The 20,588-nt window shown below is 69.0% G+C and carries 18 protein-coding genes and 3 tRNA genes; 6 read left to right on the top strand and 15 right to left on the bottom strand.

The features are described 5' to 3' along the window. The 11 genes from METUNV1_RS10935 to METUNV1_RS10885 all read right to left on the bottom strand — a co-directional run. Positions 1 to 471: GTP-binding protein (locus METUNV1_RS10935; protein WP_043359723.1), on the bottom strand; the 471-nt coding region annotated here is incomplete at its 3' end. A 78-nt stretch (positions 472 to 549) separates the two neighbouring features. Beyond that, positions 550 to 624, bottom strand: a tRNA-Thr gene (locus tag METUNV1_RS10930). A 38-nt stretch (positions 625 to 662) separates the two neighbouring features. Then, a tRNA-Gly gene (locus tag METUNV1_RS10925) sits at positions 663 to 736 on the bottom strand. Between the two features lie 100 nt (positions 737 to 836). Next, positions 837 to 921 (bottom strand) — tRNA-Tyr (locus METUNV1_RS10920). Positions 922 to 987: 66 nt separating this feature from the next. Next, positions 988 to 1,671, bottom strand: coding sequence for a dethiobiotin synthase (bioD, locus tag METUNV1_RS10915; protein WP_008061685.1), 684 nt, complete (start codon positions 1,669 to 1,671; stop codon positions 988 to 990). 27 nt (positions 1,672 to 1,698) lie between these two features. Continuing rightward, positions 1,699 to 2,484: a methyltransferase domain-containing protein gene (locus METUNV1_RS10910; protein WP_008061684.1), complete on the bottom strand. Its 786-nt coding sequence runs from the start codon at positions 2,482 to 2,484 to the stop codon at positions 1,699 to 1,701. Continuing rightward, positions 2,481 to 3,254, bottom strand: a complete 774-nt coding sequence (locus tag METUNV1_RS10905) for an alpha/beta fold hydrolase (RefSeq protein WP_008061682.1) — start codon at positions 3,252 to 3,254, stop codon at positions 2,481 to 2,483. The genes METUNV1_RS10910 and METUNV1_RS10905 overlap by 4 nt, the downstream gene beginning before the upstream one ends. Further along, positions 3,247 to 4,401: an 8-amino-7-oxononanoate synthase gene (gene bioF, locus METUNV1_RS10900; RefSeq protein WP_008061681.1), complete on the bottom strand. Its 1,155-nt coding sequence runs from the start codon at positions 4,399 to 4,401 to the stop codon at positions 3,247 to 3,249. Before bioF ends, METUNV1_RS10905 begins: the two co-directional genes overlap by 8 nt. Beyond that, positions 4,398 to 5,708, bottom strand: coding sequence for an adenosylmethionine--8-amino-7-oxononanoate transaminase (gene bioA, locus METUNV1_RS10895; protein WP_081471356.1), 1,311 nt, complete (start codon positions 5,706 to 5,708; stop codon positions 4,398 to 4,400). The genes bioF and bioA overlap by 4 nt, the downstream gene beginning before the upstream one ends. Positions 5,709 to 5,811: 103 nt before the next feature. Next, positions 5,812 to 7,206, bottom strand: a complete 1,395-nt coding sequence (locus METUNV1_RS10890; protein ID WP_008061678.1) for a dihydrolipoyl dehydrogenase — start codon at positions 7,204 to 7,206, stop codon at positions 5,812 to 5,814. A 102-nt stretch (positions 7,207 to 7,308) separates the two neighbouring features. Further along, on the bottom strand, positions 7,309 to 8,046 hold the full coding sequence (locus tag METUNV1_RS10885) for a glutathione peroxidase (protein WP_008061676.1): 738 nt from the start codon (positions 8,044 to 8,046) through the stop codon (positions 7,309 to 7,311). 159 nt (positions 8,047 to 8,205) lie between these two features. Here METUNV1_RS10885 and METUNV1_RS10880 point away from each other — a divergent pair, with 159 nt between their 5' ends. Together METUNV1_RS10880 and METUNV1_RS10875 are read left to right on the top strand one after the other, a co-directional pair. Continuing rightward, a complete protein-coding gene (locus METUNV1_RS10880; RefSeq protein ID WP_008061675.1) occupies positions 8,206 to 9,174 on the top strand; it encodes a hydrogen peroxide-inducible genes activator in 969 nt (322 codons plus the stop codon). Continuing rightward, positions 9,171 to 9,644 carry a Dps family protein gene (locus METUNV1_RS10875; protein WP_008061674.1) on the top strand — a complete coding sequence of 158 codons (474 nt, stop codon included), beginning with the start codon at positions 9,171 to 9,173 and terminating at the stop codon, positions 9,642 to 9,644. Before METUNV1_RS10880 ends, METUNV1_RS10875 begins: the two co-directional genes overlap by 4 nt. Positions 9,645 to 9,695: 51 nt before the next feature. Here the strand turns inward: METUNV1_RS10875 and METUNV1_RS10870 are convergent, their stop codons facing one another. Genes METUNV1_RS10870 through METUNV1_RS10855 form a run of 4 tightly spaced genes read right to left on the bottom strand, consistent with a single transcriptional unit; the run spans position 9,696 to position 17,010 of the window. Further along, positions 9,696 to 11,627 (bottom strand): LTA synthase family protein, encoded by a 1,932-nt coding sequence (locus METUNV1_RS10870; protein WP_008061673.1) that lies wholly within the window; start codon positions 11,625 to 11,627, stop codon positions 9,696 to 9,698. A 9-nt stretch (positions 11,628 to 11,636) separates the two neighbouring features. After that, a complete protein-coding gene (locus METUNV1_RS10865) occupies positions 11,637 to 14,687 on the bottom strand; it encodes an efflux RND transporter permease subunit (RefSeq protein WP_008061672.1) in 3,051 nt (1,016 codons plus the stop codon). After that, positions 14,687 to 15,748 carry an efflux RND transporter periplasmic adaptor subunit gene (locus tag METUNV1_RS10860; RefSeq protein ID WP_008061671.1) on the bottom strand — a complete coding sequence of 354 codons (1,062 nt, stop codon included), beginning with the start codon at positions 15,746 to 15,748 and terminating at the stop codon, positions 14,687 to 14,689. Before METUNV1_RS10860 ends, METUNV1_RS10865 begins: the two co-directional genes overlap by 1 nt. Further along, positions 15,745 to 17,010 (bottom strand): TolC family protein, encoded by a 1,266-nt coding sequence (locus tag METUNV1_RS10855; RefSeq protein WP_008061670.1) that lies wholly within the window; start codon positions 17,008 to 17,010, stop codon positions 15,745 to 15,747. Before METUNV1_RS10855 ends, METUNV1_RS10860 begins: the two co-directional genes overlap by 4 nt. A 173-nt stretch (positions 17,011 to 17,183) precedes the next feature. Between METUNV1_RS10855 and METUNV1_RS10850 the strand changes: the two genes are divergently transcribed. The 4 genes from METUNV1_RS10850 to METUNV1_RS10835 are packed head-to-tail and all read left to right on the top strand — an operon-like array spanning position 17,184 to position 20,578. Continuing rightward, the gene (locus tag METUNV1_RS10850) at positions 17,184 to 17,726 is read left to right on the top strand and encodes a cytochrome b/b6 domain-containing protein (protein WP_008061668.1); all 543 of its coding nucleotides are present in this window, start codon (positions 17,184 to 17,186) and stop codon (positions 17,724 to 17,726) included. Positions 17,727 to 17,742: 16 nt separating this feature from the next. Continuing rightward, on the top strand, positions 17,743 to 18,420 hold the full coding sequence (locus METUNV1_RS10845; protein ID WP_008061666.1) for a response regulator transcription factor: 678 nt from the start codon (positions 17,743 to 17,745) through the stop codon (positions 18,418 to 18,420). Continuing rightward, complete coding sequence (locus METUNV1_RS10840; RefSeq protein WP_008061660.1) at positions 18,417 to 19,181, top strand: class I SAM-dependent methyltransferase; 765 nt, start codon at positions 18,417 to 18,419, stop codon at positions 19,179 to 19,181. The genes METUNV1_RS10845 and METUNV1_RS10840 overlap by 4 nt, the downstream gene beginning before the upstream one ends. Then, positions 19,178 to 20,578, top strand: a complete 1,401-nt coding sequence (locus METUNV1_RS10835; RefSeq protein ID WP_008061654.1) for a sensor histidine kinase — start codon at positions 19,178 to 19,180, stop codon at positions 20,576 to 20,578. The genes METUNV1_RS10840 and METUNV1_RS10835 overlap by 4 nt, the downstream gene beginning before the upstream one ends. Positions 20,579 to 20,588: the final 10 nt, after the last annotated feature.

Here is a 20,588-nt window from a genome sequence, read left to right as displayed (position 1 = left end):
CAGTTCGCGCACTTCCATCTCGACCAGCTCGAGCAGTTCGGCGTCGTCGACCATGTCGCACTTGTTCAGGAACACCACGATGTACGGCACACCGACCTGACGGGCCAGCAGGATGTGCTCGCGGGTCTGCGGCATCGGGCCGTCAGCGGCCGAGCACACCAGAATCGCGCCGTCCATCTGCGCCGCACCGGTAATCATGTTCTTCACGTAATCGGCGTGACCCGGGCAATCAACGTGCGCGTAGTGGCGGGTGGCCGTTTCGTACTCGACGTGCGCAGTGTTGATCGTGATGCCGCGAGCCTTCTCTTCCGGCGCCGCATCAATCTGGTCGTAGGCCTTCGCCTCACCGCCGAACTTCGACGACAGAATCGTCGTGATCGCCGCCGTCAGCGTCGTCTTGCCATGGTCAACGTGACCAATCGTGCCCACGTTCACGTGCGGCTTGGTGCGCTCAAACTTTCCCTTTGCCATTTTCGATCACCCTGGTTGCTTGATAGAGATCTGCTGACACCCCTGGTCATCACCAGGATGCCGCACGCAATGAATTGGTGGTGCCCATGGGCAGGATTGAACTGCCGACCTCTCCCTTACCAAGGGAGTGCTCTGCCACTGAGCTACATGGGCACTGAAACTGCTTCTTGTCCGGACACACGCCCGGACCGTGGAGCGGGAGACGGGAATCGAACCCGCGTCATTAGCTTGGAAGGCTAAGGTTCTACCATTGAACTACTCCCGCCAAACCACTCCCTACCACTGCACCGCCGCGCCAGGCGCTCACGATGCATTACATCTTTTGCTACCGCATTTCGCCGTCTTCACAACCACTCGACTGGGAATGGTGGAGGGGGAAGGATTCGAACCTTCGAAGGCAGAGCCGTCAGATTTACAGTCTGATCCCTTTGACCGCTCGGGAACCCCTCCGGCGACCAGCGAAACCCGCGATTATGGTGAGGGTTTCTTGTGCTGTCAAACCCCTCAACAAAAAATTCATCGGGAGGCTGTCAGCAACAGCTGGATGTCGAGGAGTCGAGACGCGGTTTGCGCGTCGGCTCCCGACAGCCGCGGAATTATGCCAAGAAATGGCGCGTTGAGGCGAACTTTCAACGCAAAAATCGTCGCATCCTGCTCCAGCATGCCTTCCGGCTGACAGTTAGCCACCCACCCGGCCAGCCTCAGGCCACGGTTCCGGATCGCTTCAGCGGTCAGCAGCGCGTGGTTGATGCAGCCCAGCCGCAGCCCGACGACGAGCACTACGGGCGCACCGATCTCGACCGCCAGGTCGGCCGTCGTCCAGTCATCGCCCAGCGGAACGACGAAGCCACCGACACCTTCCACCACTACATGCGCCGCCTGCCGGCGCAGCCGGGACAGCGCATCGAGCACGACCTCACGCGCAATCGACCGCCCCTCCCGCTCCGCCGCGACGTGGGGCGCCAGCGGACGTTCGAACAGATAGGGATTGGTCAGCGCGGTCGGCTGCACCATGCCGCTCGCCTGCGCCAGTGCGTCGGCGTCCTCGTTGTGCAGGCGACCGTCGGACTGCAGTTCGGCACCGGATGCGATCGGTTTCATGCCCACGGCCGCGATGCCCTGCGCGCGCAGTGCGTGCAACAGTGCGCACGACACCAGTGTCTTGCCTATGCCGGTATCCGTACCGGCGACGAAATGCACGCGTGCTTCAGTCACATCGTTCTCCAGTTACTCCGCAGAGGTCGCGACCACCCACGCAAGCCGGTAGCTCAGCGGCAGGCCATCCGGCGTGCGCAGCGCTTCGAGTCGCGCCAGCACGGTCTGCAGTGCGGCACGCCCCAGCACCGCGCGCCGCCCGCCCGCGGGCACACGGGATGCGCCGATGTCGCGGTTGGACTGCAGCAGTGCGCGCGCATCGGCGAAATGCTCGGTTTCGGTGGTCAGATCCATGCGCTCGATGCGCAGACCCGCGCCGGTCAGGGCGGTTTCCAGATCGCCGGCGGACGGGAAAGCGATCACGTGCCGGTGCGCATCCAGCCCGTGGAAGGCCTGATCGATCTCCCCCAGAGTACCGGTCAGTACGGTGCTGAACGCCAGTGTGCCCCCGGGCGCGAGCACGCGGCGACATTCGGGCAGCGCCACGTCGAGCGCACACCACTGCAGCATCAGGCTGGAGAACACCAGATCGAAACAGCCGTCCGCAAACGGAAGACGATGCGCATCGGCGCACACGCGGGGCACACCCGCGCCCGCCTGATGCGCCGCCAGCATGCCGATGGAAAAATCCGCCGCGATCAGTCCGGACGGGGCGCAGCGCGCCTGCAGGCCGGCGCTCGCGAAACCGGTGCCACATCCGAGATCCAGCGCCCGCGTGATCCGCTGGCCGGACGGCAGGCGTTCGAGCAGACCGTCGCACACCCGGCGCTGCAGTGCGGCCGCACCGGCGTAGCGCGACGCTGCACGTGAAAATGCGGCACGCACACCGGCGTCGCACAGCGAATCCCGCCTGCTCATGCGACGCCCTCCCCGCGTGCGTCGACCAGCCAGCACGCGAGCCGCCCGGCCGCCTCCGGTCGCCAGGGAAGATGGGCGGCGCCCGGCACCGGCATCCACGCTGCGCCGGTCTGTTCGGCGGCGGCGCGGGCAGCGTCAGCCGCGATCACCTGATCCTGCTCGCCATGCAGCAGCGCCACCGGGCAGTCCAGCCGGTTCAGCGCGGCCCGCTCGTCGCGCTGGCAGAGCCAGTCCAACGACGCGACCAGCGCCTCGTCCGTCGGCGGCTGCTCATCGACCAGCGCCGCCAGCGTCGCGCGCACGTGACGCGCCTCGCTGTCGCCCAGCGCCGCCAGCGCGGCGAAACGGGTGCGGGTCTTGCGCGCGTCGTCGCGCACGCCGTCGGCAAAGGCGTGGAAGCGCTCTTCCGCCATGCCCAGCGGCCAGTCCGCGGCCTGCATGAAGCACGGCGAAGCACCCACCAGGGCCAGCCTGCGCACCGGCGCCCGGGCGGCCCAGGCGATGGCGAGCAGCCCGCCCAGCGACCAGCCGACCAGCCTGTCCGCATCCGGCACCGTGGACGCCAACAGATCGACGCAGGCATCGAAATCCGCACAGCGGCGGTCGCGGTTCAGGCCATAGCCCGGCAGATCCGGCAGCACCACCTGCGCGTGGGCGGACAGCGCTTCGGCCAGCGGTGCGAGCACGCGGCTGTCCCAGCCCCAGCCATGGATCAGGGCCACCACCGGCCCGCGCTGGCCGAGCCGTCGCACCCGCAGTGCCTCAGTCATCCGACGCCTCCTGCAGCGCGGAACACAGCGCGTCCAGATCCGTCCCGGTGTGGGCCGCGCTGAGCGAAATGCGCAGGCGCGCGCTGCCGGCCGGCACCGTGGGCGGACGGATGGCCGGCACCCACAGGCCGCGCCGTCGCAGCGCCGCCGACAGCGCCAGCGCGTCGGCGTTACCGCCGACCACGACCGGCTGGATGGCAGTGTCCGACGGCAGCAGCGGCCAGCGCAGCGTGGCGGCAGCCGCGGCCAGCTGCGCGCGGTGGCCCGCCAGCCGGGCGCGCAGCGCGTCGCCCACCTCGATCAGACGCAGGCTGGCCTGCAGCGCGCAGGCCAGCGCCGGCGGTGCGGCCGTGGTGTAGCGGTAGCTGCGGCCGGTCTGCATCAGCCATTCGATGGCGTCGGCGTCGCCCGCGACGAAGGCGCCGGCGACGCCGGCCGCCTTGCCCAGCGTGCCGACGTACACGATGCGTGGCGACGCGAGTCCGAAGTGCGACAGCACGCCCCGCCCCTGCGCACCCAGCACGCCGAATCCGTGCGCGTCATCGACCACCAGCAGCGCGTCATGACGCTCGCACAGCGCCAGCAGTCCGGGCAGCGGCGCGAGGTCGCCGTCCATGCTGAACACGCCATCGACCACCACCACCTTGCGGCCGTCGGCGGACGCCAGTGCACGTTCGAAGGCGGTGAGGTCAACATGTGGCACGCGACGCACGGTGGCGCGCGACAGCAGCGCGGCATCCACCAGCGAGGCGTGGTTCAGGCGGTCGGCGATCACGGTGTCGCCGCGGCCGGCCAGCGCCGGCAGCACCGCCAGATTGGCCATATATCCGGTCGAAAAGAACAGCGCACGCGGCAGGCCGGTAAAGCGCGCGAAAGCCTGCTCCAGTTCTTCATGCGGCCGCTGGTGTCCGCTCACCAGATGCGACGCGCCGGCGCCCACGCCCCAGCGGGCCGCGCCCTCGCGCAGCGCCTCGACCACCTCCGGATGTGCGGCCAGTCCGAGGTAATCGTTGCCGGCGAAGGACAGCAGACGCTGGCCGTCCACCTCGGCGTGCGGTCCGCAGGGTGCATCCAGCACCGCACGCGTGCGCAGCAGATCCTGTTCGGCCAGCGCCGCCAGCCGGGCCCGGAAATCCAGCGCGCTCATGCCAGTGCGGCGTCCAGTGCAGCCAGCGCGCGCTCGGCCAGCAAGGCGGTCTGATCCGGGTCGAGGATGTAGGGCGGCATGAAATACAGCGTGTTGCCGATCGGCCTCAGCAGCAGTTCGCGCGCCAGCGCGGCGCGGTAGTAGCGGCGGCTGAAATCGGCGTGCGGCGTGTCGATGTCGGCCGCCCAGATCATGCCGGCGCGGCGGAAGCGGCGGACCGACGCGTGCGCGGCCAGCGGCGCCAGCGCGTCGGTAAAGCGGTCGCCCCAGACGCGGTTGCGCGCCAGGATGTCCAACGCGTCGAACAGTTCCAGCGTTGCGAGCGCGGCGCGACAGGCCAGCGGATTGCCGGTGTAGGAATGCGAATGCAGAAAGCCGCGCGCCATCGTGTCGTCGAGGAAGGCGGCGTAGATGTCTGGCCGGCTCAGCACCAGCGACAGCGGCAGCGTGCCGCCGGTGATGCCTTTTGACAGGCAGATGAAATCCGGCCAGCCCTCGCCGTCGGCGTCCAGCGACTGTTCGCAGGCGAAGAAAGTGCCGGTGCGGCCGCAGCCGACCGCGATCTCATCGGCGATCAGATGCACTTCGTAGACGTCGCACAGCGCGCGTACCGCACTGAGCCAGCTGGCGTCGTGCATGGCGAAGCCGCCGGCGCACTGCACCCGCGGTTCGATGATGAGCGCAGCGATCCGCGCGTGGTGGGCTTCGAGGAATACGGTCAGTGCATCGAGCGCGTGCAGCGGCGCGCTCGACGCCGGACTGGGCAGCACATGCGCGCCGCGCACCATGGGCGCGTAGGCGTCGCGGAACAGCGGCACGTCGGTCACCGCCAGCGCGCCCACGGTTTCGCCGTGATAGCTGCCGGCGAAACAGATGAATTCGTTCTTGCCCGGCCGCCCGCGGTTGCGCCAGTAATGCAGCGACATCTTCAGCGCGATCTCGGTCGCCGATGCGCCATCGGAGGCGTAGAAGGCATGACCGAGACGGCCACCGGTCAGGGCCGACAGCTTCTCGGACAGCGCCACCACCGGCTCGTGCGTAAAGCCGGCGAGCATCACGTGATCCAGCGTATCGAGCTGGTCGCGCAGCGCCTGCACGATGTGCGGATGACTGTGGCCGAACAGATTGGTCCACCACGAACTGATGCCGTCGAGATAGCGCTGGCCGTCAGGGCCGTAGAGCCACGCGCCCTGCGCGCGGCTGACCGCGAGCAGCGGCAGCGACTGGTCGGCGTGCCACTGCATCTGGGTGCACGGATGCCAGACGGCGGCGAGGCTGCGGGAAACGAGGGAATCTGATGCGGACACGAGCGGATACCGGCTGCGCCCCTGCACGGCGGCAGGGGCATCGAGGCCGGTATTCTAGCGTCCGTCCGGCCGGTCGTCCTGACCGGCCGGACGGGTCGCCGGCTCAGGCGGCTGCCAGCTTCGCCGCCGCGTCGCGCAGCGCGGTGCGCAGGCCTTCTTCCACCACCGGGTGGTAGAAGGGCATTTCAAGCGCGCGCTGCACCGTCATGCCGGACTGCATGGCCCAGGCCAGCAGGTGCGCGAGATGCTCGACATCCGGCCCCATCATTTCGCAGCCCAGCAGGCGACCGCTGCCCTTCTCCGCATACACGTGCAGCAGCCCCTTGTTGCGGAGCATGACCCGCGAACGCCCCTGGTCCTCGAACGACACCTCGCCGGTGACGAAGCTGTCCGGCGCGAGGTCGGCGAAACGCTTGCCCACGGTCGCCAGTTGCGGGTCGGAAAACACCACCGCGATCGGCTCACGACGCAGCCCTGGCTGCACCGCAGGGAAGCGCACCGCGTTCTCGCCGGCGATCCGGCCTTCGTCCGCCGCCTCGTGCAGCAGGGGCAGGTCGTTGTTGGCGTCACCGGCGATGAAGATATGCGTGCTGCCACACTGCATCGTCGTGCGATCGAACTCCGGCACGCCATTGGTACCGAGCGTCACCGACGTATTCTCGAGCCCGAGGTTCTTCACGTTAGGCGTGCGGCCGGTGGCAGCGATCACCCACTCGAAGTCCTTGGTCACCACTCGGTCGTCCGGCAGTTCCTGCATGATGCGCACGCCCTCCGGCCGCTCCTCGACAGACACCACCTTGGCGTCGGCGTGCAGGGGGAACTCCTCGGCGAACGCGTTAGTCGCGTAAGCCTTCAGCGCGGGGTCGGAGAACGGTCCGACGAAATGACCCCGGCCGAACACCTCGACCCGCACGCCCAGACGGTGCAGCGCCTGCCCCAGTTCGAGGCCGATCACGCCCGGGCCGAACACCGCCACCGATTCCGGCAGATCGGTCCAGTCGAACACGTCGTCGTTCACGATGAGCCGCTTGCCGGCCGCCTTCAGCATCGGCGGAATGGCCGGCGACGAACCGGTGGCGATGACCGCACGGCCGAAGGTGACCACGGTATGGCCATCCACCTGCAGGCTGTGATCGTCGAGGAAGGACGCGTACCCGCGGAGCTTGTGCTCGGCCGGAATGCTTTCGACACCGCGCACCACGAAACCGACGAAGCGGTCGCGTTCGCTGCGCACGCGCGCCATCACCGCCTGCCCGTCGATGCGCACCCGGCCGTCGAGACGGATACCGAAGGCGTCCCACTTCTCGGTCACGTGCGCCGCCTCGGCGGCCGCGATCAGCAGCTTGCTCGGCATGCAGCCCACACGGGCGCAGGTGGTGCCGTAGGGGCCGCCCTCGATGATGACGGCCGACTTGCCGCCGGCGATGGCGGCACGGTAGGCGGCCAGGCCGGCGGTACCGGCGCCGATCACCGCCACATCCACGATCATTTCCTTCATTGCGTGCTCCCCTTCATTCGATGAACGATCAGGTCTGCGCACCGTGCGGTACGCACGCCTGATCGCACGGCGGCCGGAGCCGCCGTACGCTGGATCAGGCGCTTACTTCGCGGCAACCCACTGTTCCAGATCCTCCCAGCCGCCGATGCGTTCGCCATTGACGAACACCTGGGGCACCGTCTTCGCGCCGGCAATGGCGCCGAGGGCACGCGAGCGGTCGGTGTGCGGCAGGTTGATCTCGGCGTAGCGGTAGCCACGCTCGGCCAGCAGAGCCTTTGCCTTGGCGCAGAACGGGCAGCCTTCGCGGGTCAGGATGGCCACCTGGTCCGGCTTCTTCGCATCCGGGTTGATGAAGTTCAGCATGGTGTCGGCGTCCGACACCTTGAACGGATCGCCCGGCTCCTGCGGCTCGATGAACATCTTGCTCACCACGCCGTCCTTCACCAGCATCGAGTAGCGCCAGCTGCGCTTGCCGAAGCCCAGATCGGCCTTGTCGACCAGCATGCCCATACCTTCGGTGAATTCGCCGTTGCCGTCGGGAACCAGGGTCACATTGTCGGCTTCCTGGTCCTTGGCCCATTCGTTCATCACGAAGGTGTCGTTGACCGACACGCACAGGATGGCGTCGACGCCGTTGGCGAAGAAGGCCGGTGCCAGCTCGTTGTAGCGCGGCAGGTGGGTGGACGAGCAGGTCGGGGTGAAGGCGCCGGGCAGCGAGAACACCACCACGGTCTTGCCCTTGAAGAGGTCGTCGGTGGTGACGTTCGTCCACTCGTTGTTCTCACGGACGCGGAAAGTGACGTTCGGCACGCGCTGGCCTTCGCGGTTATTCAGGCTCATGTGAAGCTCCTTTCGTAGGGGTGTCGGAAAAATCTCCTGATGCGCGGCTGAAACCGTGTGTCGCGCATCGATGGAACGCATTCTGGCCACCGGCCGAAGAACGGTCCAATGGATTAAAATGATCCTATAAATCGATTTTTTCGATCAAAGGAGCGCATCATGGCCCATGCCCTGCCCTCGCTGCGCCAGCTGCGCTATCTGGTCGCCGTGTCGGACAAGCTGAATTTCACCCAGGCCGCGGAAGCCTGCTTCGTCACCCAGTCCACGCTGTCAGCGGGCATCAAGGAACTGGAGGCTGCGCTCGGCACCTGTCTGGTCGAGCGCGAGCGGCATTCGGTCATGATGACGCCGGTCGGTGCGGAGGTCGTGGCGCGCGCGCGCCGGCTGCTGGCCGAAGCCGAAGATCTGGCCGAGTGGGCGCGCAACGCCGACCGGCCGATGAGCGGCCTGCTGCGCCTCGGCGTCATCCCGACCATTGCCCCCTTCCTGCTGCCGTCGGTACTGCCGTCGGTGCGCGAGCAGTATCCGGAACTGCGGATCGCGCTGCGCGAGGACCTCACCGCGCATCTGCTGAACCGCCTGAATGCCGGTCAGATCGATTTCGCGCTGATCGCCCTGCCCTACGACACCGGCAAGCTGCAGGTGCAGCCGCTGTTCGATGAGGAATTGCTGCTGGTGGCGCCGGCCGGCCGCGAAGCCGACATGCCGCGAGACATCGGCAAGCTCGATCCGGAGGCGCTGCTGCTGCTGGAGGAAGGGCACTGCCTGCGCGGCCACACGCTGGGGGGCTGCCGGCTGGACGAGCCGCGCAGCACCGGCATGGAGGCGACCAGCCTGTTCACGCTGGCGCAGATGGTGGACAGCGGCCTGGGCATGGCGCTGCTGCCGGAAATGACGCTGGCGTCGGGACTGCTCGGTGGCATGAAACTGGTCGCGCACCGCTTTGCCGAACCGCGCCCGCGCCGTACCATCGCACTGGTGGCGCGGAGTTCGAACGCACGTCAGGAGTGCTTCGAACGGCTGGGCGCACTGATCTCCAGCCGCGCGCCGGTGCAGCCGCCGACGGAACCGGCCGCTGCCTCCGGCACTCACACCGATGTCCGTACAACGAAGGGAGAGAGAACATGAGCACGATCAACATCGGCATTCCGGAAGACCAGCGCCGCGCCATCGCCGACGGCCTGTCGCGCCTGCTGGCCGACACCTACACGCTGTACCTGACCACGCACAACTTCCACTGGAACGTGACCGGCCCGATGTTCAACACGCTGCACCTGATGTTCGAAGGGCAGTACACCGAACTGGCGCTGGCGGTCGATCTGGTTGCAGAGCGCATTCGCGCGCTGGGTTATCCGGCACCGGGCACCTACTCGGCCTACGCGAAGCTCACGTCGATCAAGGAACCGGACGGCGTGCCCTCGGCCAGCGACATGATCCGCCAGCTGGTGGCCGGCCAGGAAACCGTGGTGCGCACCGCGCGCAGCATTTTCCCGGTGGTGGACGAAGCGCACGACGAGCCGACCGCCGACCTGCTGACCCAGCGCATGCAGATCCACGAAAAGAACGCGTGGATGCTGCGCAGCCTGCTCGAGAACTGATCCGGCGCGCGCCGGACCGGGAAGAAAAAGGCGGCCTGCGGGCCGCCTTTTTCATTGTGCCGCCACAGTGGGGGCACCCATCTGCAAGCGCCCCTGCTTGAAGGCCATCGCCGCAGTCTGGTAGTAGGCGATCGCCTCCTTCATCCGTTGCGGATCGGGCTCGGCCGGCGTCGATTCCAGCGTCTGCGGATCCACCCGGTAAGCCTTTACCCCGCGCCGCGGCGACAGCACGGTGAGCAGATCGCCGCGCAGATAGCCCAGATCCTGATAGTTGGAAATGAAGGCGCGGTCCAGCGGCGGCGTGTCCTCGAAGAAGGAGCGACCGAAGAAATGGTCATCGCCGCGCTTGTTCATCACCTCCAGCAGCGTGGGCGCCAGATCGATCTGGCTCACCCGGTCGGCGTAGACGCCAGGCTTGAGCAGCGCAGGCGCATAGAACACCAGCGGAATGCGGTATTTCGCCACCGGCAGACGGGTCTTGCCGGCGACCGAGGCGCAGTGGTCGGCGACGAACACGAACAGCGTATCGTCGAACCAGGGCTGCTTCTTCGCGTCACGGATGAACTGTCCGATCGCCCAGTCGGTGTACTTCACCGCGCCGTGCCGGCCGCCCGGTGAAGGAATGTCGATGCGACCATCCGGATAGGTGTAGGGCCGGTGGTTCGAGGTGGTCATGAGCTGCGCGAAGAAGGGCTTGCCGGCCGCCGCCTTCGCATTCATCGCCGCCAGCGCGTTGGCGTACAGCGACTCGTCGGCCACCCCCCACACGTTCTCGAACACGATGCTGTCTTTCGGGAAGTCGGTCCGGTCCACGATCAAGTAGTCGTTGCCGCGGAAATAGCTGTTCATGTTGTCGAAGTAGCCGTAACCGCCGTAGATGAACATCGGCACCACGCCTTGCGGCGCGAGGATTTCGCCCACGGTCGACAGGTGGTTGTTGTGGGTGCGGCGCACGATGGCCTGGCCGGGGACCGGCGGCGTGCCCAGCGACAGCGCCTCCAGCCCGCGTACCGTGCGTGTACCGGTGGCGAACACGTTGGCGAAACGCAGGCCTTCTGCGGCCAGGCGGTCCAGTTCAGGCGTCAGACCCTCCTTCGCGCCGTAGGCGCCGACGTATTCCGCCGACAGGCTTTCTATCGTCACCAGCACCACATTGCGCGGACGGCGCGAGAAGGGCACGACATCGCCCGGTTCGTCGTCCATCGCGCTCGGCCGGTCGTCCGCGGTCAGCGGCAGGCGCTCGACGTGCAGTCCGGCCAGAATGTCGTCCGCCTCCTCCTGCGGCAGCGTGGCGTACCAGCGGCCGTAATCCAGCTCGTTGCGCCTCATCGCGGCGGCGAAGGTGAACAGCCCGTTGCCGGCCAGTTCGTCCGCCTGCGCATCGCCGCTGCCTTCCATCTGTTCGATCTCGGCCAGCCGGTCGGCCGCCAGCGGCAGCAGCAGCGCTGTCGCCAGCATCGCCAGGCGCGCGCGGCCGCTGCGCGGCGCGTCTGCAAAGCGCACGATGCGGCTCACGGCCCAGCACAGCGCGCCCGCCAGCAGCGCGATGCCCGCCAGCAGCCGACCGACCGGATAGGACTCCAGGATGTTGCCGATCACCTCCTGCGTGTAGACCAGATAGTCCACCGCGATGAAGTTGAAGCGGGTCGAGAACTCCTCCCAGAACACCACCTCGGACAGCGCGCCGAACAGCAGCAGCGCGACCACGCCACCGAGCGCAACCCAGCGCAACCGGCCGAAGGCGGCGCTGGCCCGCAGGCGGGCAGGCAGCAGCGCCGACAGCAGCAGCAGCGGCGACACCATCCAGGCCAGCGTGGCCAGATCGAACCAAAGCCCGCGCGCGAATACATGGACCGCGTGTCCGCCGCCGGTCGCAAGCCAGAGCCCGGCGCGCAGCAGCGTCCAGATGAGCAGTGCGGCGAGCGCGGCCACAGCCAGCCAGGGCAGGGTCGGACGGGAAGACGGCATGGCGGACTTGGGCATCGGGCAGGTTCAGGCAGAGATGGACGACTGACTGAAGCGTTTGTACAGGATGGGCAGCAGCACCAGTGTTAACGCGGTACAAGACACCAGTCCGCCGATCACCACGATGGCCAGCGGCCGCTGGATTTCCGAGCCCGGACCGGTGGCGAACAGCAGCGGCACCAGACCGAGGGCCGCCATCGACGCGGTCAGCAGCACCGGCCGCAGCCGGCGCTGGGCGCCCTGCACCACCACCTCGTGCAGCGGCAGGCCGGCGGCGTGCAGCTGGTTGAAATAGCTCACCAGCACCACGCCATTGAGCACCGCGATGCCCAGCAGCGCGATGAAACCGACCGACGCCGGCACCGACAGGTATTCGCCGGACAGCGCAAGCGCGAACACACCGCCTATCATCGCGAACGGCACATTGGCCATCACCAGCGTGGCCTGACGCAGCGAATTGAAAGTGCTGAACAGGATGAGGAAGATGAGCACCAGCGCGATCGGCACCACCAGCGCCAGCCGCTGCGCGGCGCGCTGCTGGTTCTCGAATTCGCCACCCCAGGTCAGACGGTAACCCTGAGGCAGTTCCACCTTCTGCGCCACCCGCGCCCGGGCGTCCTCGACGAAGCCGACCAGATCGCGGCCGCCGACATTGGCGATCACCACCATGTTGCGGCTGCCCAGCTGGCGGTTGATCTGCACCGGCCCGTCCACCCGCTCGAAGCGGGCCAGCTGGCCGAGCGCGATGCGGCCGCCGCCGGGCAGCGCTACCGGCAGCTGCGCCAGTTCGTCGGTCGCGCCGGCGCGGCCGGTCGAGCGCACGATGAGCGGAATGCGCCGCTCCTGCTGCTGGATCAGCCCCACCCGCTCGCCCTCGATCTGCGCCCGCAGCGCGGCCGCCAGCGCATCGATGTCCAGCCCGGCGCGCGCCAGCGCGTCGGTGTCCGGCAGCACGCGCAGATACTGCACGCCCGCGTTGCGCACGAAGAACACGTCCTCCGCGCCCGGCGTGCTCCGCAGCACCTCCGCGATCTCTTCGGCCTTGCGGTTGAGCACGTCGAGGTCCGGGCCGAAGATGCGGATGGCCAGATCGCCACGCACGCCGAGAATCATTTCCGACACCCGCATTTCGATCGGCTGGGTGAAGGCGTAGGCCACGCCCGGAAACTCCTTCAGCAGGGTGCGGATGCGTTCGGTGATGGCCGGCTTGTCCACGCCCGGCGGCAGGCTGACGAAGGTATCGGTCTGGTTCAGACCCATCGGGTCGAGGCCGATCTCGTCCGAACCGGCACGCGCCACGATCTGCTGCGCCTCCGGCACCACGTCCTTCAGTGCGCGCTGGAAGCGGGTGTCGATGTCCAGCGACGCGTCGAGGCCGATGGACGGCAGCTTTTCCAGCTGCACGATGAGGCTGCCCTCGTCCATGGTCGGCATGAAGGTCTTGCCCAGGCCGATGTAGAGCACCACCGCCACCACGCCCAGCGCGCCGGCGATGCCGCCCACCACGCGCGGTGCGGCCAGCGCCTTCTGCAGCAGCGGCGTGTAGAGCCGCGACAGCGTGCGCGGCAGCCAGGGATCGGCGTGGCTGTCGGCGCGCAGCAGCAGGCGGGCCAGCAGCGGAATGACGGTGAGCGACAGCAGCAGCGAACCGGCCAGCGCGAACACGATGGTGAGCGCCACCGGACCGAACAGCTTGCCCTCCAGCCCCTGCAGGCTGAGCAGCGGCACGAACACCAGCGCGATGATGACGATGCCTGCGGTGGTGGGCACTGCCACCTCGCGCACCGCCTCCAGCACCACTTCGTGGCGCGGCCGGCCTTCCGCCGACCGGTCGTGCAGATGCGCCACCACGTTCTCGACCACCACCACCGCCGCATCGACCAGCAGGCCGATGGCGATCGACAGGCCGCCCAGACTCATCAGGTTGGCCGAGAGCCCGGCCTGACGCATCAGCAGGAAGGTCCACAGCGCGGCCAGCGGCAGGATGACCGCCACCGCGATGGCCGCCCGCAGATTGCCGAGGAAGAGGAAGAGCAGCACCAGCACCAGCACCACCGCCTCGATCAGCGCCTTGGACACGGTGCCGACCGCACTGGCCACCAGTTCACCGCGGTCGTAGAAGGGCTCGACCGTGACGCCGGCCGGTAGGCTGGCCTTCACCTCTTCCAGCCGCGCACGGACGCCGGCCACCACCTGCTGCGCATCGGCGCCGCGTAGGCCGAGCACCAGCCCCTGCACGGTTTCGCCGCGTCCGTTATGTGTAACGCCGCCCATGCGGGTGAGCGCGCCGAGCCTCACGTCGGCCACGTCCGCCACCCGGATCTGGGCCGACGGGGTGGCGTGCACCACCAGCCTGCCGATGTCGTCGAGCGAGGTGAGACGGCCCTGCACACGCACCAGCAGGGTTTCGTCGCCCTCGTTGATGCGGCCGGCGCCGTCGTTGCGGTTGAAGCGCTCAAGCGTCGAACGCAGTTCGTCCAGCGTGACGCCGGTGGCCGCCATGCGTGCAGCGTCCGGCACCACCTCGTAGGCGGCCGCCTCGCCACCCAGCACGTTCACGTCGGCCACGCCGCGCACGGTGCGCAGCGCCGGGCGGATCACCCAGTCCAGCAGCGCGCGCCGCTCGACCAGCGGCAGATCGCCTTCGACCGTGAACATGAACATTTCGCCCAGCGGCGTCGTGATCGGCGCCAGACCACCGGTCAGGCCCGGCGGCAAATCGCCCATGATGCCGTTCAGCCGCTCGCTCACCTGGTTGCGCGCCCAGTAGATGTCGGTACCGTCCTCGAAATCGATGGTGATGTCAGACAGGCCGTACTTGCTGGTCGAGCGCAGCATGGTCTGCTTGGGCAGGCCCAGCATTTCGATCTCGATCGGCGTGGTGACGCGCGCCTCCATCTCTTCCGGCGTCATGCCCGGCAGCTTGACGATGATTTTCACCTGCGGCGCCGACACGTCGGGGAAGGCGTCGATCGGCAGATTCATCGCGGCGTGCAGGCCGCCGGCGATCAGCAGCAGCGCGGCGAGCACGGTGAGCAGCGGCCGTGCGAGGGCGCTGCGGGTCAGGGCGTCCAGCATCATTCGCCTCCGTGACCGAGCCACACCGCCTTCAGCGCCGCCACGCCGCCGACCGCCACCGGGGCGGTGGCATCGAGCGCGCCGCTGACCGTGGCGGCGGTGGCGTCCTGCGCCAGCACGGTCACCTCGACCGCGCGATAGCCGCTGGCGGTGCGCGCGAACACCCAGTTGCGGCCACTGTGATGGCTGAGCGCGGACGCCGGTATGGTCCAGGCGTTGCCGGCCGGCACGCTGCGGCGCGCCTTCACCCACTGGCCCGGGCGCAGCCCGGCCTTGCCGGCCGGCAGTTCGGCGCGGATGCGCACGGTCTGGGTGGCATCGGACGCGCCCCAGCCGATCTGCGTCACGCGCGCTTTCGCGTCCATGCCGTCGAGCGCCAGCAGGTCGCCTTCGCGCACGGTTTCCGCGTGCAGCACCGGCAGATTCAGTTCCAGCATGAGCTTGCGCGCGTCGGCCAGACGCAGCAGCGGATCCGCTTCATTGAGCCGCTGACCGGGCAGCGCCATCCGTTCGAGCACGGTGGCGGCCGCCTGCGCACGCACCTGCACCCGGCCGGCCGATGCGTCGCTGGCCGATACGCCCAGCAGCCGGAGCCGCGACTGGGCCGCACCCAGCGCCGCTTCGGCCTGCAGCGCGGCGGCTTCCGATTCGCGCAGCCGGCGTTCGGCGATCAGACCTTCGGCATGCAGCGCGCGGTCGCGGTCGCGATGAGTGCGCGCCAGGTCGGCCGCCGCCTTCGCCTGCGTAAGCGCAGCGCCCATTTCCGGCAGCTCTGCGCTGCGCAGTTCGGCCAGCACGGTGCCCGCGGCCACCTGCTGGCCCTCGACCACCGGTACCCGGACGACCACGCCACCGGACGGCGCGGTCACGACCCATTCGGCGTCAGGTGAGGCCACCACCCGCGCCGACCAGGCGGCGGCGCGCGCGTCCTTGGCCGCCTGCAGCTGCGCGTCGCGGATGCCGAGACGCTGGATCTGGGTGGCGTCGAGCGTGATGTCGGCGGCCTGCAGCGGCAGTGCCGCGCTGAGAAGGATGGAAAGAACGGCGGTACGGAGCTTCACGGCAGGATTCCCAGGCTGTGGTTGTAGCGCGCGATAGCGCGCGACCAGGCGATGTCGGCCAGCGCGGCGGCGCGGCGTGCGCTGGCAGCGCGCGCCTCGACCAGCAGGCGCTCGGCCAGCGACGTTTCACCGATGCGGTAGGCGCGGCGGGCCAGTTCGACCTCGCGCTCGGCCACCGCCTTCTGTTCGGAGGCGAGGCGGCGCACCTGTTCGCGCGCATGCAGTTCGTGTTCGGCCTCGTGCAGCGCGAGCGTGGCGCTGCGCAGTGCCCAGGCCAGTTCGTCCTCGGCGCGCGCCAGTTCGAGATGCAGCGGCGACTGCGCTGCCGCGCGGTGAACCTCGCCACCGAAAGGAATGGACAGCGTGGCGCCCACGCTGTCGGTGGTCGGCGTGTCGGTGGCGCTTTCCGAGCGCACGCCTATCAGCACACGCGGCGCGCCGCTGCCCTGGGCCTGCACGCTGCCCAGCGCACGCCGCACCCGCTCGACCGCGGCGCGGGCGATCAGCACCGGCGGGTAGGCGGAGGGGTTGTCGTCCGACGCACTGGCGGCGGGCTCGGCCGGGCGCTCGCGCACCACCGACGGCAGCGCCTTCAGTCCGGTCAGCGCGCTCCAGCCGAACAGGCTGTGCGCCAGTTCGACCTGTGCCTCGTACAGCAGCGCATCGCGCTCGCGGCGCGCGGTTTCCGCGGCCAGCTTCTCGACCGGTGCCGCATCGCCGCCGCGCACCCGCTTCGCAACGTCCTCTTCCAGCGCACGGTACAGATCGACATCGGCATCGGCCAGCGTCACTTCGGTTTCGGCCGCCAGCACCCGCCACAGGTTTTCGCGCACCTCGCCGGCCACCCGCCAGCGGAAACTGCGCAGCTCCTCTTCCGACTGCAGCCGGCTCGCGTCCGCCTCGCGGCGCAGCGCGTCGCGCTGGCCACCGCGCCACAGCGGCAGTTCAAGGCCGGCTTCCAGCTCGCGCAGGCCGCCGCCGCGACCGGGCAGGCGATCGGTCTGGTAGCGCATCTGCACGGCCGGCGGCGCGGACAGCAGGCTGTCGGCGCGCTCGGACAGCACGCGGGATTCGTTCTGGCGCGCCTGCGGCAGAGCGCTGCCCGGCGCGCGGGCGACCGCACTGTCGAGCGCGGCGGACAGCGTCAGCGCCGGGTCACGCACCACCGGCTGGTCATGCTCGTCGGCATGCGACGCCGCCAGCTGGGCGGAGGCCGGCAGCGCAGCCAGCAGAAGCGCCGTCAGAATGAGAGGTCGGAACATGGAAGCGGCATGGTGTAGGGACGATGCAGTGTGCAGTGCTCCGCCTTGCCGGCGGGTGAACACAACATGAACGATGATTCATGTTGTGGACAGCTTGCTGCAAACCGCCCGGGCGCAGTCTGACCATCATCATGGGCCCACCGCAACAGGCCCGCTACACAGGGAGACCTTTCATGCACAGCGATACCCCGGACACCGATCACAGCCGCTGGAGCCTGCCGCGCCGTCTGGCGCACGGCGCGCTCGCGCTGACCGTGCTGTTCCAGACCGTCAGCCCGGAATGGATGAGCAAGCCGTGGCGCGAAGGCGACGCCGCCGGCCGCCTCATGTTCGAACTGCACGAATGGGGCGGACTGATCGCCGGGCTGGCTGCGCTGGCGGTGGCGGCCGGGCTGTGGTGGCGCCGCCGCGCCGCCGGCCCCTCCGGCCTGAACGCGGTGCTGGCACAATCGCGCCTCGTGCTGACCGGAGCGGTCGCGCTGCGTCTGCCGCCGGCAAGCGCCACCCATGCCCTGGCACGGGCGGTCCAGATCATGGGGCTGGCGCTGATCGGCTGGTTCTGTGTCACCGGCGCGGCCATCTGGTGGGTGGGCGCGGCCAGCGACACTGCGCACCGCATCGGCGAACTGCACGAACTGGCTGCACCGCTGCTCTACCTGTACCTCGGCGGCCACATCGGCATGGCGCTGCTGCACCGGCTCGCCGGCACCGACTGACATCGACGGAACAACCATGCGCATCCTGGTGGTCGAGGACGACAACGAAATCGCCGGCTTCATCTGCCGCGGCCTGCGCGAGTCCGGCCATGTGGTCGATCACGCGCCGAACGGCCGCGAAGGCCTGTTCCTGGCCACCGGCGAACAGTACGACGCCATCGTGCTCGACCGGCTGATGCCGCAGATGGACGGACTGGCGATGCTGGCCGCGCTGCGCGCCACCGGCTCGCGCGTGCCGGTACTCATCCTGAGCGCGCTGTCCCATGTCGATGAACGCATACGCGGCCTGCGCGCCGGCGGCGACGACTATCTGGTCAAGCCCTTCGCGATGTCGGAACTGGAGGCGCGGCTGGAGGTGATCACCCGGCGCGGCCTGATGCCGGCGGCCGAATCGGTGCTGCGGGTGGCCGATCTGGAGCTGGACCGCATGACCCACCAGGTCAAGCGCGCCGGCGAGGACATTCCGCTCAAGCCGCAGGAATACCGGGTACTCGAATTCCTGATGCGCCACGCCAACCAGCTGGTCACCCGCACCATGCTGCTGGAAGGCGTGTGGGACTACCACTTCGATCCGCAGACCAATGTGATCGACGTCCACATTTCCCGGCTGCGCGCCAAGATCGACCGCGCGCCCTGGGCACCGCTCATCCACACGCTGCGCGGCAGCGGCTACTGCCTGCGCACGCCGTCATGATGCCGGAGCGCAGCGCCGAAGCCGGCCAGCCCTATCTGGTCGAACAGGACGGCCAGCTCACGCTGGCCTTCAGCGAACTGGCGGTGCAGAGCACGATGGACGCGGCCGACCCGCAGCGTCTGGTGCTCGAGTATTCGCGCCTGATGCTGGCGTCGCTGCTGTTCGTGCCGTCGCCGCGCCACATCGGCCTGATCGGTCTGGGCGGCGGTTCGCTGGTGAAGGCGGCGCACCGCCTGCTGCCGCAGGCGTGCATGACGGTGGCGGAAATTTCGCCCGAAGTGATCGCGCTGCGCGACCGCTTCCGCATACCGCCGGACGACGCGCGGCTCACCGTGCTGCAGGCCGACGGGGCCGACTGGGTGGCCACCCAGGACGGCGCGCTCGACCTGCTGTGGGTCGATGGCTTCGACATCGGCGGCATGGCAGCGGCGCTCACCACGCCCCGCTTCTTCGACGACTGCCACGCCGCGCTGGCCGACGGTGGCGTGATGGCGATGAACATGTATGCGCGCGATCCGCTGGTCGGCGTGTGGGTCGAACGCATCGCCGCCAGCTTCGCCCGCTCGGTCAGCGTGGTCATCACCGCCGACGGCGACAACCGCGTGGTGTTCGCCGCCCGCGGCGACGCCTTCAGGCTCAGCGAAACCCGGCTCGCGCAGCGCGCCGCCGCGCTCGAAGCGCATACCGGCTGCGCACTGCCCGGCATCGCCCGCGCGCTGATCGACGGCCGGCGCCGCGCGCTGGCCGAGGCGGACGCATGAAACTCGGCACCGCCGCCCGGCTCACGCTGGCCAACGCCGCACTGCTGGCCAGTGGCTTCGCGCTGCTGCTGGTGCTGGTGAGCTGGCTGGCCGGCCAGTACATGCTGGGTCACGTCGAGGAAAGCGTGGAAGCGGAACTGGACATCCTGGCCGCCGAATACCGGGTCGACGGCGTGCGCGGCATCACCGGCCTGATCGGCCAGCGGCTGGACATGCGCTCGCCCGACCACGACCGGCTGTACCGGCTGGAAGACGCGCAGGGCCGCGCGCTGGTCGGCAATCTGGATCACTGGCCGGCCGAGGCCGGACGCGAAGGCGAACCGCTGCGCCTGCCCAGCCTGCGCCACGCCGGCCACACCGACATCGTCGCCCGCTGGCAGCGCCTGCCGGACGGCAGCCGGCTGCTGGTGGGCTTTGACGAATATGAAGTCGAGAAGGTGCGCAGCGACATCCGCCATGCGGCACTCGCCAGCTTCGGCATCATGCTGCTGCTGTCCCTGGCCGGCGGCTGGCTGCTCACCCGCGCCGCGCTGAGGCCAGTCGAAACCATACGGCGTGCGGCGCAACAGATCATGGACGGCGACCTGCAGCACCGCATTCCGCTCGGCGCCGAAGGCCGGGAGAAGGACGAGTTAAAGGACGAGTTCGACCGCCTCGCGCAGACCCTGAACGCCATGCTGGACCGGATCGAAGGCCTGATCGCCAGCGTGCGCGGCGCCACCGACAACATCGCGCACGACCTGCGCTCGCCGCTCACCCGGCACCGCGCGCGGCTGGAGGCGGCGCTGCGCCACCCGCCGGCCGCCGACGAACTGCCGGACTGGCTGGAGCGCAATCTGACCGACATCGACCAGGTGCTGTCCACCTTCCAGTCGCTGCTGCGCATCGCCCGGGTCGACTCCGGTCTGCTGCGCAGCGAATTCACCGACATCGACCTGGCGCGGCTGGTGCGCGACGCGGCCGAACTGATGGAGGCGCTGGCCGAGGAACGCGGGCTGACGCTGGACCTGTCGGTGCCGCCGCAGGCACCCTGCACCGGTCACCGCGACCTGCTGTTCCAGGTGCTGCTCAATCTGATCGACAACGCGATCAAGTACAGCCCGGCCGGCGGCCAGGTGCGGCTCGCGCTGACGCCGGCGGGCGAGGGCTGGCGCATCGAGGTGAGCGACCAGGGGCCGGGCATTCCGGCGGCCGAACGCGAACGGGTGTTCGAGCGCCTGTACCGGCTGGACAGCGCGCGCAGCACACCCGGCCTGGGTCTGGGCCTGAGTCTGGTGCAGTCGGTGGTGACCCTGCACCGCGGCCGCATCCTGCTGTCGGATGCGCGGCCCGGACTGTCGGTCACCCTGCTCCTGCCCGGCCGGACGGTGGCGGGCGAGCGCCTCGGCGGCGGCTGAAGCGGCGCGG

This window comes from Methyloversatilis universalis FAM5 (assembly GCF_000214035.2).
Taxonomy (GTDB): Bacteria; Pseudomonadota; Gammaproteobacteria; order Burkholderiales; family Rhodocyclaceae; genus Methyloversatilis; species Methyloversatilis universalis.
Note: the sequence above shows the minus strand (reverse complement) of the source record. Positions and strands in the feature narration are given on the sequence as shown.